We start from the raw sequence: 12,469 nt of genomic DNA, 5'->3' as shown, positions 1-12,469 counted from the left end.
TCGGTTGGGTCAGCCTGCGTGCGTGTGGGTGTGGCCCTGGAACCGGTGGATCGCCTCCTCGGCGCCCGGTGGCATGCTGCCGTCGGCGTTGCGCACCAGGAAGATCCCGGCCATGCCGCCGTCGGAGTGGTTCTGCACGTGGCAGTGGTACATCCACGCTCCCGGTCCGACGCCCTCGCCGGCCAGCACCTGGAAGCCGAACGAGCTGCCCGGGTTGAGGTCCTTGTTGTCGATGACCAGGCTCGGGTCGCTCGGTCCCTCCAGCATTCCGGTGCGGTTGTCCGCCCAGCGGTGCGCGTGCAGGTGGAAGGTGTGGAACAGGTTGCCGTGGCCGATGGCGACCCACTCCACCCGCTGGCCCAGGTTCGCCTCGAACATCGGCGTCTCCGGTGCCATCCGGTTGTTGATCATCATGTCGTGGAACACGACAGTGAACTGCCTCTCCGGCAGGATGTCGCCGCGACGGCGGACGATCAGCGCGCCGTACAGCCCCTTGGCCACCCCTGCGGTGCCGTGGTCGGTGCCCATGGCGTGGTCGTGGTAGTGCCAGTAGCCGGCACTGCCCGGCATGAACCGGCGGCCCGCCGCGGCGACCATCTCCCGCGAGCGCCAGACGTACGTGCGCGTCTCGCCCGGGTTGTTGAACGAGGCGTTCAGCGGACTGCCGTCCGAGTCGGTGCTGTAGTCCACCCCGTGCGGATGGATGGAGAGCCGTTGGTTCGTGGTGTTGACCAGGGTGATCTCCAGGGTGTCACCCTCGTAGATCTCCAGGAGCGGACCCGGCACGGTGGCCTGGCCGGGCGCCAGACCGTAGCCGAACAGGCCGCCGGGCAACTGCTCGGCGTAGATGGTGACCTTCTTCGTGACGCCGGCGGCAGCCCGGGCGGGGCTGGGGCCGAACGCGGTGCCGATCGCGGGGGCGGCCGCCCCCAGCGCACCGGCGGCGAGCGCCCCGGTGGCGATCAGGGATCTGCGGGACAGGTGACGAGGGGAGCCAGTGGCGTGATCGTCCATGGGTCTCCGTTCCCGACCGGGCGAAGACGCGACGAGGGCAGGGTGCAACGACCGCCGAGCACGGGGCGGCAGCACGACTGAGGTGAGGCTCGTCGCGGACTTTGCTCGGAAGACTCAGAGCTTTCGGTGGATGTCTGAAACTTATGTAGTCCATCGACGAAAGTCCAGGTCTGATTGCAAAAAGTTTACCTTGACATTACGACGTACTTCGATTGACATGATCCTGACACAGAGCCTGCGCACACCGCACGACGCCGGGCTGCCCTCGATGGGGCAGCCCGGCGGACAGGCGTACGAAAAGGGGCGTCAGAGCTGGTGGCGGTCGTCGGCCGGCAGGCCCGGCGCCTGCGGCGGCTCCGGCGACTGCTCGGGCTGACCGAGCTGCGCGACACGGGTCGGGTCGAGGACCCGGGAGAGGAACGCACGGGTCCGTTCGTGCTTCGGGTTGCCGAGCAGCTCCTGCGGCGGCCCCTGCTCGACCACCACACCCCCGTCCATGAACACGACCCGGTCGGCGACGTCACGGGCGAACGCCATCTCGTGCGTCACCACCATCATCGTCATGCCGTCCTCGGCCAACTTGCGCATGACGGTGAGCACGTCGCCGACCAACTCCGGGTCGAGCGCCGAGGTCGGCTCGTCGAAGAGCATCAGCTTCGGCTCCATCGACAGGGACCGGGCGATCGCCGCCCGCTGCTGCTGTCCACCGGAGAGTTGCGCCGGGAACGCGTCGGCCTTGTCGGTCAGCCCGACGCGGTCCAGGTTGGCCCGAGCGACGCGCTCGGCCTCGGCCCGGCCGCGCCGCAGCACCCGGCGCTGGGCGATGGTGAGGTTGTTCAGCACGGTCAGGTGCGGGAAGAGGTTGAACGCCTGGAAGACCATGCCGATGCCGCGGCGCACCGCGTCGATCTCGACGTCCGGGTCGGTCATCTCGACCCCGTTGACCCAGATCCTGCCGGCCGTCGGCTCTTCGAGGAGGTCGACGCAGCGCAGCAGCGTCGACTTACCGGACCCGGACGGCCCGATCACGCAGACCACCTCGCCCTGGCCGACCTCGAAGTCGATGCCCTTGAGCACCTCGAGCGGCCCGAAGGACTTGTGCAGGTCGCGGATCTCGACGGCCGGACGCGGTTTCGTGCTCGTCATGCGGGTCACCGGGCCTTGGCGTAGCGCAGTTCGAGGCGGCGGACCACCTGGGACAGCGGCAGGGTGATGATCAGGTAGGCGAGACCGGCCACCAGCAGCGGGGTGGCGTTCACCCGGTCGTTCAGCATGTCCCGACCGAACTTGGTGACCTCGATGGTCTGCGCCGTCACACCGAGCACGTACGCCAGCGACGAGTCCTTGGTGAGGAGGATGAGTTCGTTCGTCAGCGGTGGGATCACGATCCGGAACGCCTGCGGGACGACGATCGTGCGCATGGCGGTGAAGTGCGACATGCCGAGGGTACGGGCCGCCTCCATCTGTCCCTTCGGCACGGCCTGGATGCCGGCCCGGATGGTCTCCGCCATGTACGCCGCGGCGGTCAGGCCGAGACCGATCGCGATCGAGCCGAACACACCGCCCGGAATCTCCCGCTCGGGAAAGGCGATGGGGATCCCGTACCCGACGAGGAAGAGCACCAGCAGCGCGGGCAGGCCCCGGAACAGCTCGATGTACGCCGTCGACAGCCAGCGGTACGGCGCGACCCGGGACAGCCGCATCAGCGCGAGGACGGTGCCGAACACGAGGCCGAAGGCGAACGCGCCGAGCGTGTAGAGCACCGTGTTGCGCAACGCGACGGTGATGATCGTCGGGAACATCGACGTGATGATGTCGACGCGGAAGAACGCGTCGGCCAACCGGTCCCAGTCCGCGGCGAAGAGCACCGCGGCGATGATGGCGATGAAGACCAGGTACTGCAGCCCGAGGGACAGCCGCTCCCGCTGGCGGCGTCGCAGCTTCACGTTCGCTCGTTGCCTTCCCGAAGGTTACCGACGCGCAGGACGCGCGCTCTGCTGTTGAGTGCGCGGACGCGCGCTCTGCGGCTGGACGCGCCTGACACGCGCCCCGCTGCTGGAAGCCGTTCTCACGCGCTCGGCCGCTTGCCGATCCACTTCTCGTAGATCGTGTCGTAGGAGCCGTCCTGCTTGGCCTTGGCCAGCGCCTCGTTGATCTTCTTGAGCAGTTCCGGGTTGCCGTCCTTCTTCACCGAGAAGCCGTACTGCTCGCCGGTGTCGAACTCGGCGGCCACCTGGAACCCGCCCGGGTTCTTCTTGAGGTACTCGCTCCAGACCGGCAGGTCGTTGATGGCGGCCTCGACCTGACCGTTGGCTACGGCCTGCTGCTCGGCGGCGAGATCCTCGAACTCGACGAGCTTGAGGCCCTTCTCCGCCTCGAACTTCTTGGCGTAGTCGCGACCGGTGGTGGCCGCCTGGACGCCGACCTTCTTGCCCCGGAGGTCGTCGAGCGACTTGTACGCCTTGCCGGTCTTCACAAGCATCGCCTGGGTGGCGTCGAAGTACGGGTCGGAGAAGTTCATGACCTTCTGCCGCTCCGCGGTGATCGTCATGCCGGCGGCTGCCGCGTCGCACTTGCCGGTGTTCAGGTCCTGACCGGACTTGATCCCCTCGAACGGGGTGTCGATGATCGTCTGCGCGACGCCCAGGTCCTTGGCCACCAGGTCCATGATCTCGACGTCGAAGCCGGTCACCGTGCCGCTGGCGTCCTTGGACTGGAACGGCGGGTACGGCAGGTGGGTGCAGACGGTCAGCTTGCCCGCCTGGACCAGCTTGACCCCGCTCGCCTGGACCTCACTGTCGTCCTTCTTGGCGCATCCCGCCGTCACGGCGAGGGCGGCGACCGCCACGACGAGTCCGGCCTGCCGAACAGCGTTCTGGAACCTCACGGCTGTGTCCCTCCGGTTCGGCTCACCGGTCACCGGAAGCCAGGTTGGTGCTGAGACTTGAGACAGGCGACGGTACCCGATTTCAGCGAGCCGGTCCCAGATGACGCCGGGCCGCTCGACCGACGGGCCAGCGGCGGCCGCCGCGAAACCCGACACCCGAGCAGCAACGAGCCCTCAACCGCCGGTGCCCTCGGGCGCCCCGTCCGGGGTGAAGGCCGATCCTTCGGGGTCTGTGGTGAGGAACACGTGTTGATGGCCGTGGCCGGCGTCGACGCTCACCTGGTCGAGCTGGGTCGCCGCGACCGACCAGCTCGTGACGGCCTCGGCCGCCTGCCGCGCGGTGATGTCCAACAGGGCCGCGCGTTGTGCCGCCGGCACGCTGGCGGCCAGCGCGTAGGAGTCGACGGCCAGGGACGCCTGCTGGATCGCCCCGCGCAGCCCACCTCGCGCCACGTTCGTGGCGGTGGACCCCGACGGCGGGTCGGCGAACGGCTTGGCGGCTTCCCGCATGGTCTCCTGCCACCGCTTGGCCTGCTCGGGGTCCGGCGCGCGGCCGGCTGACGTCTCCGTCTTGAGGGCGGTCAGGATCGGAGCCACCTGGCCGCTGACCGTGCGGGCCGTCTCCGTCAGCTCCACGATCTGCTGAGCGTCCCGCTTGGCGTCGGCCTCTTTGATGGACGCGATGGACGCCTCGACGGCGTCCGGTCGCCCCACCTGGTAGCCGATCAGCCCACCCACCAGGGCGGTGACGAGCGCGATCGCCGCGGTGACCGCCACGAGGCGCACCGTACGGCGACGACGCACGTCGGGCTTGTCCGACAGGTAGGAGGGCCGGCCGGTGCGACGCGCCATCGCATCTCCTCACATCGATGGTGTGTGGGGCCACAGGTTAGCCGCCACACGTGACGCCCGTCGATAGCGCCGCCGGCATCGAGGTGACGCCGCCGAGCCCGACGAGCCCCGGCCGATGGCGATCGGCCGGGGCTCGTCGGTGTCCGGCTGTCAGGCGATGTCGAACCGGTCCAGCTCCATGACCTTGGTCCAGGCGGTCACGAAGTCGGCCACGAACTTGTCGCGGGCGTCCTGGCTGGCGTAGACCTCCGCGAGGGCGCGCAGCTGCGAGTTGGAACCGAAGATGAGGTCGACCGCGGTGGCGGTCCACTTCACCTCGTCGGTGGCCAGGTCGCGGATCTCGTACACGTGCTCGTCGGACTTCGACGCGCTCCACCGGGTGCCCGGGGAGAGCAGGTTGGCGAAGAAGTCGTTGGTGAGCACACCCGGCCGGTCGGTGAGGACACCGTGCTGGCTGCCACCGGTGTTGGCGCCGAGCGACCGCAGACCGCCGACGAGGACCGTCATCTCCGGCGCGGTCAGGTTGAGCATGTAGGCCCGGTCGACGAGGAGCACCTCCGGCTGGGTCTTCTCACCCGGACGCAGGTAGTTGCGGAAACCGTCGGCCCGCGGCTCCAGGACCCGGAACGAGTCGGTGTCGGTCTGCTCCTGGGTGGCGTCGGTGCGACCCGCCCGGAACGGCACGGTCACCTCGACGCCGGCGTCCCGGGCCGCCTTCTCGACGGCGGCCGACCCGGCCAGCACGATCAGGTCGGCGAGCGAGATCTTCGCGCCGCCGGCCTCGTTGAACTCCCGCTGGATGCCCTCCAGCGCCTTCAGGACGGTCGCCAGCTGCTCGGGCTGGTTGACCTCCCAGCTGCGCTGCGGCTCCAGACGGATCCGCGCCCCGTTGGCGCCGCCCCGCTTGTCGGTGTGGCGGAAGCTCGCGGCGGACGCCCAGGCGGTGGAGACCAGCTGAGCGGTCGTCAGACCGGAGTCCAGGATCTTCGCCTTGAGCGCGGCGACGTCGGCGTCACCCACCAGCTCGTGGTCCACGGCCGGCACCGGGTCCTGCCACAACTGCGGCTCCGCCACCCACGGCCCGAGGAAACGCTCGATCGGGCCCATGTCGCGGTGCAGCAGCTTGTACCAGGCCTTGGCGAAGGCCAACGCGAACTGGTCGGGGTTCTCCAGGAAGCGGCGCGAGATCTTCTCGTACGCCGGGTCGACGCGCAGCGACAGGTCCGTCGTGAGCATCGTCGGCCGGTGCTTCCTGGCCGGGTCGAACGGGTCCGGGATGATCGCCTCGGCGTCCTTGGCGACCCACTGCTTCGCGCCACCCGGGCTGGTGGTGAGCTCCCACTCGTAGCCGAACAGGATCTCGAAGAAGCGGTTGCTCCACTGGGTCGGCACGTCGGTCCACGTCACCTCGAGACCGCTGGTGATCGTGTCGGCGCCCTTGCCGCTGCCGTGGGTGTTCAGCCAACCCAGGCCCTGCGCCTCCAGCGGGGCGCCCTCGGGCTCCGGGCCCACGTGGTTGTCGGCGACGGCGGCGCCGTGGGTCTTGCCGAAGGTGTGGCCACCGGCGATGAGGGCGACGGTCTCCTCGTCGTTCATGGCCATCCGGCCGAAGGTCTCGCGGATGAAGTGCGCCGCCGCGGCCGGGTCCGCGTTGCCGCGAGGACCCTCCGGGTTGACGTAGATGAGGCCCATCTCGGTGGAACCGACGCCGGCCGCCATCTCCTTCTCGGAGGCGTAGCGCTCATCGCCGAGCCAGGTGTCCTCCGGGCCCCAGAAGATCTCCTCGGGCTCCCAGACGTCCTCGCGACCGAAGCCGAAGCCGAAGGTCTTGAAGCCCATCGACTCCAGGGCGACGTTACCGGCGAGCACGAGCAGGTCGGCCCACGAGATCTGCTGGCCGTACTTCTGCTTGACCGGCCACAGCAGCCGGCGGGCCTTGTCCAGGTTGGCGTTGTCCGGCCAGCTGTTCAGAGGCGCGAACCGCTGACCGCCGTCGCCGGCACCGCCCCGGCCGTCCTCGATGCGGTACGTGCCGGCGGCGTGCCAGCTCATCCGGATCATCAGGCCGCCGTAGTGGCCGAAGTCGGCCGGCCACCAGTCCTGCGAGGTGGTGAGGACCTCGGTGATGTCCCGCTTGAGGGCCTCGACGTCGAGCTTGGCGAACTCCCTGGCGTAGCTGAAGTCCTCCCCCAGCGGGTTGCCCTTGGACGAGTGGGCGTGCAACACCGAGAGGTCGAGCTGGTTGGGCCACCAGTCCCGGTTGGTGCGCGGACGACCGCCGGTCTTGGGAGTCGGCGAGTCGATCGCCGGGTTCTCGCTCTCGCTGCCGTGCGCGGTCACCGAGTCGTGCGCGACCGGGCAGCCGGCGGCCGCCTTCTGGTCCACGCCCTGCGCGCTGGTGGGGCCGTTGTCCTGGGTGTCGCTCATGTACTTCCTTCCGAGCTTGCGGATCTCTGGGGCGTGCGTTCGGTCGCGCAGTCGGGACAGAAGCCCCAGTAGACGACCTCCGCCTCATCGATCACGAAACCGTGGTCGACCGAGGCGGTGAGACAGGGGGCGTGACCGACGGCGCACTCGACGTCGGCGATCGCGCCGCAGGAGCGGCACACGACATGGTGGTGGTTGTCCGCGACCCGGGACTCGTAGCGGGCGGTCGCGCCGGCCGGCTGGATACGCCGGACCAGACCAGCGTCGGTGAGCACGCGCAGCACGTCGTACACCGCTTGGTGGGAGACCGTGGGATGATCCGCCCGAACCAGCGCGATCACCGCGTCGGTGCCGACGTGCGGATGGTCGCGCAACGCCGCGAGCACCGCCAGTCGGGGCCGGGTCACCCGCAGCGAGGCGGCCCGCAGTTGCGCCTCGAAGTCGGACATCACCCGGCGAACACTAGCTCACTATTCTGGAACGAATCAAGTTTTGGCCGGTTTCGGGCCGCCGTGTCGACGGATGTCACCCGCGCCGCGCGGCGAGAGGAAAATAATCCGGGCGCCGTGTCGAGAACCGGCGACCGGCTCCGTCCCAGGGGTGAACGTGGCCACGAACGGCCGCACCCGCACCGAGGAGAACACGATGGCGAAGTACCTGCTGCTCAAGCACTACCGCGGCGGCCCGGCCGGGGTCAACGACGTACCCATGGATCAGTGGACGCCACAGGAGATCTCGGCGCACGTGGCGTACATGAGAGATTTCGCGGCACGGCTGGAGCAGACCGGCGAGTTCGTCGACGGCCAGGCGCTCGCCCCCGAGGGCGCCTGGGTGCGCTACGACGGTGAGGGTCGCCCGCCGGTCACCGACGGCCCGTTCGCCGAGACCAAGGACCTCATCGCCGGCTGGATGACGATCGACGTCGACAGTTACGAGCGAGCCGTCGAGCTGGCCGGGGAACTGTCCGCCGCCCCCGGCAAGGACGGGAAGCCGATCCACGAGTGGCTCGAGCTGCGCCCGTTCCTGACCGAGCCGCCCACCATCACGGAGTGACCCGGTCATGAACGAGGCCCTCATCCGGAGCCTCACGCCGAGCGTGCTCGGGGTCCTCGTCCGCCGCGGAGCCGACTTCGCGGCGGCCGAGGACGCCGTGCAGGACGCGCTCGTCGAGGCGGTCCGCGTCTGGTCGGCCGACCCGCCGCGGGACCCGAAGGGCTGGCTGGTCGCCGTGGCCTGGCGCCGGTTCCTCGACGCGATCCGAGCGGACGCGGCCCGCCGCCGACGCGAGGACCTCGTCGACGAGGAGCCGCCGCCCGGCCCCACCCCGGCGGTGGACGACACGCTCCAGCTCTACTTCCTGTGCGCCCACCCGTCGCTGACGCCGTCGTCCGCGGTCGCGCTCACGCTGCGCGCCGTCGGTGGGCTGACCACCCGCCAGATCGCCCAGGCCTACCTGGTGCCGGAGGCGACGATGGCGCAGCGCATCAGCCGGGCCAAGCGCACCGTCTCCGGGGTGCGGTTCGACCAACCCGGCGATGTCGCCACCGTGCTGCGCGTCCTCTACCTGGTCTTCAACGAGGGCTACTCCGGCGACGTCGACCTCGCCGCCGAGGCCATCCGGCTCACCCAACAGCTCGCGGCCGCCATCGACCACCCCGAGGTGGCGGGGCTGCTCGCCCTCATGCTGCTGCACCACGCCCGGCGGGCCGCTCGGAAGGGGCCCGACGGCAGCCTGGTGCCGCTGGCCGAGCAGGACCGCGGCCGATGGGACACCGCGTCGATCGCCGCGGGCGTCGAGATCCTGCAGGCGGCCCTCGCCCGCGACCGACTGGGCGAGTTCCAGGCCCAGGCCGCCATCGCGGCGCTGCACGCCGACGCGCCCACCGCCGAGGAGACCGACTGGGTGCAGATCGTCGAGTGGTACGACGAACTCGCGCGGCTGACCGACAGCCCGATCGTCCGGCTCAACCGCGCGGTGGCCGTGGGCGAGGCTGACGGCGCGCGCGCCGGTCTCGCGGCGCTCGCGGCGCTGGATGACACGCTGCCCCGCTTCACGGCGGTCGCCGCGTACCTGCACGAGCGCGACGGCAGTGTGGCGACGGCGGCCCGGCTGTACGCCGAGGCGGCCCGGAAGGCGTCCAACCTGGCCGAGCGCGACCACCTGACCCGGCAGGCCTCCCGACTCAACGCCCGCCGCCGCTGACCGGATCGCGCCTGTCGACTGCCGGGGTGTTGAGGTCCGGAAAGTCTCCGGAAGTTTCCGGCCACTGTTTCCGGCGTCCTCTTCGGTCGACGCACGACGCCCACGTGCACGGCAGCTTCTGATCGACTACTGACCTCGATAGACGTCGCCCTGCGGCAGATCGCCGGTCACCGCGCGAGGACGGCCATGTTTCCGAAAATTGTTGACAAGTCGACGGCCAGGTTAATACGGTCGCCATCGACGGACCTCAATCGCCGTCAGTACCAGTCACCGCGACCCACTCCTCCGGTCGTCGCGCAGAACGACCGGCCACCACCACGCGGTACACGCCGGTGGCCGTCCCGGGCCACCGACAGCCTGCGGGCCGTACCGCACTGCTGGCCCCCGCCAGCCGTCACCAGGAGGCAACAGTTACATGACCGACACCAGCAACACCACACCGAGACGGCGCGGCCGCATGCGGCTGCTCCTCGGCGCCGCGTGCACCGTCGTCCTGGCCGTCACCGGCACGATGACGGCCACCAACGCGTACGCCGAGGCCGACCGGACGCTCACCTCCAGCCTCACCGGCACGCACAACGGCTACTACTTCTCCTTCTGGAAGGACGGCGGCAACGCCAGCATGACGCTGCGCGCCGACGGCCGTTACTCCAGCAGTTGGGACCGCAGCACCAACAACTGGGTCGGCGGCAAGGGCTGGGCCACCGGCAGCCGGCGGACCGTCAGCTACTCGGCCACCTACAACCCGGGCAACAACAACACCTACCTCGCCCTGTACGGATGGACGCGCAACCCGCTCATCGAGTACTACGTGGTGGAGAACTTCGGCAGCTACAACCCGAGCAACGGCGCCACCCGGATGGGCACGGTCACCACTGACGGCGGCACCTACGACATCCTGCGCAGCCAGCGGGTCAACGCCCCGTCGATCGACGGTAACCAGACGTTCTACCAGTTCTGGAGCGTCCGCCAGCAGAAGCGGTCCAGCGGCACCATCACCACCGCCAACCACTTCGACGCCTGGGCCCGCGCCGGCCTGAACCTCGGCACCAACCACGCCTACCAGATCATGGCCACCGAGGGCTACCAGAGCAGCGGCAGCTCCGACGTCACCGTCCGGGAGGGCGGGGGCAGCAACCCGACCTCCGGGCCGACCACCGGCAACCCGGGGACCGGCAACCCGGGAGGCGGCAACTGCAACGCGACGATCTCCGCCGGTCAGCAGTGGGGTGACAGGTTCAACCTCAACGTCGCGGTCAGCGGCACCAACAACTGGGTCGTCAGCCTCGGTCTGGGTGGCGGCCAGAGCATCCAGAACAGCTGGAACGCCTCGGTCAGCGGCACCAGCGGCACCGTCACCGCGACCCCGAACGGCAACGGCAACAACTTCGGGATAACGGTCATGGCCAACGGCAACTGGAACTGGCCGACGATCTCCTGCCGTACCAGTTGAATCTGATCAGCGTCTGACAGCACAGCGCTGGCGTGGCGGCTCCGGCCGCCACGCCAGTGCTGCGTCCGCGTGCCAGTCCAGCTCGGGGAGGCGCGGCGGGGCGTGGCCTTCGCCATCGTCCATCAGCCCCGTGGCGACGCGCTCCCCCCGGTCGTCCCCGCCGTCGGTTCCTCGCTCGTTTCCTCCGCCGGGCCCCCGGAGGGGTCCGCCGCCGGCTCCTCCGTCGACTCCTCCGTCGGCGCCGCGGTCGGTGCCGCCGACGTTTCGCCCGTCGGGTCTGCCGTCGGGTCCTCGTCGGCGCTCCCGGAGGTGGCGGGGGTCGGGGGATCGCCACCGCTGTCCTCGGGTGGCGCGGACCGGTCGGGCCCCGCAGCGGGACCAGAGGCCGTCGCAGTCGGGGATCCGGACGCCCGGACCGGCAGGCCAGCGGGGCCGGTCGTGGCCGGTTGTCCCCCACCGACACCCGGGCCGGTGTCGCTGCCAGTGCCGGTGCTGCCGACGTCGATGTCGGTGTCGGTGCCGCCATCGCCCGGCGCCGAGGGCGACACCGCGGGAGGCGTCGAGGGTCGCCCGGTCGGGCCGGGCAGCATCCCGGTGGGGTCGCCGAACACCAGGACGGCAGCCGCGGCGGCCACCGACCCGAGCAGCACCGCGAGGGCCCGAGACCCGGAACCGCCCGCCCGACCCGGCGCACCGCCGTGGCCCGGTCCGAGGACGGTCGTCCGCTCGTCTCGTCCCCCGATCGAGGCCGCCCCGGCGGCGGTCCGGTCCAGGTGGTCGGACGGGCCCGCGAGGGTCTGCGCCGCGGTGGCCAGGGTCGCCGCCGTCGGGAATCGGCGGGCGGGCTCCTTGGCCATCGCGGTGGCGACCAACCGCCGGACCGCCGCCGGGATCCCTTCGGGCAGCGGCGCGGGTTCCTCCTCGAGGTGCCGCAGCGCCACCGCGAGGGCGTTCTCGCCCTGGTGTGGGGGCCTCCCGGCGAGGCAGTGGTAGGCGACGGCGCCGAGCGCGTAGATGTCGATCGCCGGGCCGATCTCGTTCTTCGAGATCTGCTCCGGCGCCATGTACAGGGCGGTGCCGACGACCTGGTTCGTCCCGGTCAGGCCCGCCGCTTCCGAGGTCACCGCAACCCCGAAATCAACGAGTACGACGTGCCCGTCCGGCTCGATGATCAGGTTGCTGGGTTTGACGTCCCGGTGCACGACGCCGGCCTCGTGGGCGGCGTGCAGGGCACGGGCGGTCTGCGCGACGATCGACATCGTCTCGGCCACGTCCAGCCGGCCGAGGGCGGCGATCCGCTCCGACAGGGGTTGCCCCTGCACGCACTCCATGACGATGTAGGCGAGGACCGGCTCTCCGGGCCGGGACACCTCACCGTAGTCGTAGACCTGGGCGACACCTGGGTGGCGCAGGGCCGCCATGGCCCGCGCCTCGCGGCGGAACCGCTCGCCGAATCCGGCGTCACTGACCAGCCGAGCCTGCAGCATCTTGACCGCCACGCAGCGGTCCAGGGTCTCGTCGACAGCCCGCCACACATCCCCCATACCGCCACTGGCGATGCTTTCGACCAGGCGGTAGCGGTCTCCGACGAGTTGTCCCGTACTCGGCATGAGACATCCGGTACCCCGGATCT

Annotated in this window: 11 protein-coding genes; 3 read left to right on the top strand and 8 right to left on the bottom strand. The window is 70.3% G+C overall.

Annotated elements, in window-relative coordinates; all coding sequences use genetic code 11:
- Positions 1–9 precede the first annotated feature (9 nt).
- From ACPXBU_RS01940 to ACPXBU_RS01910, 7 genes are all read right to left on the bottom strand, one after another.
- The gene (locus tag ACPXBU_RS01940; protein WP_425755932.1) at positions 10–1,014 is read right to left on the bottom strand and encodes a multicopper oxidase domain-containing protein; all 1,005 of its coding nucleotides are present in this window, start codon (positions 1,012–1,014) and stop codon (positions 10–12) included.
- 306 nt (positions 1,015–1,320) lie between these two features.
- Positions 1,321–2,160 carry an amino acid ABC transporter ATP-binding protein gene (locus tag ACPXBU_RS01935; protein WP_393368558.1) on the bottom strand — a complete coding sequence of 280 codons (840 nt, stop codon included), beginning with the start codon at positions 2,158–2,160 and terminating at the stop codon, positions 1,321–1,323.
- Positions 2,161–2,165: 5 nt separating this feature from the next.
- Positions 2,166–2,960 (bottom strand): amino acid ABC transporter permease, encoded by a 795-nt coding sequence (locus tag ACPXBU_RS01930; protein ID WP_425755930.1) that lies wholly within the window; start codon positions 2,958–2,960, stop codon positions 2,166–2,168.
- Between the two features lie 122 nt (positions 2,961–3,082).
- A complete protein-coding gene (locus ACPXBU_RS01925) occupies positions 3,083–3,901 on the bottom strand; it encodes a basic amino acid ABC transporter substrate-binding protein (protein WP_425755928.1) in 819 nt (272 codons plus the stop codon).
- Positions 3,902–4,075: 174 nt separating this feature from the next.
- A complete protein-coding gene (locus tag ACPXBU_RS01920; protein ID WP_425755926.1) occupies positions 4,076–4,753 on the bottom strand; it encodes a hypothetical protein in 678 nt (225 codons plus the stop codon).
- A gap of 150 nt (positions 4,754–4,903) precedes the next feature.
- Positions 4,904–7,180, bottom strand: a complete 2,277-nt coding sequence (gene katG, locus ACPXBU_RS01915) for a catalase/peroxidase HPI (protein ID WP_393368547.1) — start codon at positions 7,178–7,180, stop codon at positions 4,904–4,906.
- The gene (locus tag ACPXBU_RS01910) at positions 7,177–7,632 is read right to left on the bottom strand and encodes a Fur family transcriptional regulator (RefSeq protein WP_393368544.1); all 456 of its coding nucleotides are present in this window, start codon (positions 7,630–7,632) and stop codon (positions 7,177–7,179) included. Before ACPXBU_RS01910 ends, katG begins: the two co-directional genes overlap by 4 nt.
- 193 nt (positions 7,633–7,825) lie before the next feature.
- On the opposite strand from ACPXBU_RS01910, the gene ACPXBU_RS01905 reads away from it, so the two are divergent.
- The 3 genes from ACPXBU_RS01905 (at position 7,826) to ACPXBU_RS01895 (ending at position 10,836) form a co-directional block, all read left to right on the top strand.
- Positions 7,826–8,233 (top strand): YciI family protein, encoded by a 408-nt coding sequence (locus ACPXBU_RS01905; protein ID WP_393369107.1) that lies wholly within the window; start codon positions 7,826–7,828, stop codon positions 8,231–8,233.
- Positions 8,234–8,240: 7 nt separating this feature from the next.
- Positions 8,241–9,383 carry an RNA polymerase sigma factor gene (locus ACPXBU_RS01900; protein ID WP_425755924.1) on the top strand — a complete coding sequence of 381 codons (1,143 nt, stop codon included), beginning with the start codon at positions 8,241–8,243 and terminating at the stop codon, positions 9,381–9,383.
- Between the two features lie 415 nt (positions 9,384–9,798).
- On the top strand, positions 9,799–10,836 hold the full coding sequence (locus ACPXBU_RS01895; protein WP_425755923.1) for a glycoside hydrolase family 11 protein: 1,038 nt from the start codon (positions 9,799–9,801) through the stop codon (positions 10,834–10,836).
- A 122-nt stretch (positions 10,837–10,958) separates the two neighbouring features.
- Here ACPXBU_RS01895 and ACPXBU_RS01890 read toward each other — a convergent pair whose 3' ends face one another.
- Positions 10,959–12,446, bottom strand: a complete 1,488-nt coding sequence (locus ACPXBU_RS01890; protein WP_425755921.1) for a protein kinase domain-containing protein — start codon at positions 12,444–12,446, stop codon at positions 10,959–10,961.
- Positions 12,447–12,469: the final 23 nt, after the last annotated feature.

It is taken from the genome of Micromonospora sp. DT231, from assembly GCF_049847025.1.
Classification (GTDB): domain Bacteria; phylum Actinomycetota; class Actinomycetes; order Mycobacteriales; family Micromonosporaceae; genus Micromonospora.
Note: the sequence above shows the minus strand (reverse complement) of the source record. Positions and strands in the feature narration are given on the sequence as shown.

Excerpts from the sequence above, each read along its gene's own strand:
- katG (WP_393368547.1), bottom strand. The coding sequence starts at position 7,180 with ATGAGCGACACCCAGGACAACGGCCCCACCAGCGCGCAGGGCGTGGAC.
- ACPXBU_RS01890 (WP_425755921.1), bottom strand. The coding sequence starts at position 12,446 with ATGCCGAGTACGGGACAACTCGTCGGAGACCGCTACCGCCTGGTCGAA.
- ACPXBU_RS01900 (WP_425755924.1), top strand. The coding sequence starts at position 8,241 with ATGAACGAGGCCCTCATCCGGAGCCTCACGCCGAGCGTGCTCGGGGTC.
- ACPXBU_RS01935 (WP_393368558.1), bottom strand. The coding sequence starts at position 2,160 with ATGACGAGCACGAAACCGCGTCCGGCCGTCGAGATCCGCGACCTGCAC.
- ACPXBU_RS01920 (WP_425755926.1), bottom strand. The coding sequence starts at position 4,753 with ATGGCGCGTCGCACCGGCCGGCCCTCCTACCTGTCGGACAAGCCCGAC.
- ACPXBU_RS01940 (WP_425755932.1), bottom strand. The coding sequence starts at position 1,014 with ATGGACGATCACGCCACTGGCTCCCCTCGTCACCTGTCCCGCAGATCC.
- ACPXBU_RS01905 (WP_393369107.1), top strand. The coding sequence starts at position 7,826 with ATGGCGAAGTACCTGCTGCTCAAGCACTACCGCGGCGGCCCGGCCGGG.
- ACPXBU_RS01895 (WP_425755923.1), top strand. The coding sequence starts at position 9,799 with ATGACCGACACCAGCAACACCACACCGAGACGGCGCGGCCGCATGCGG.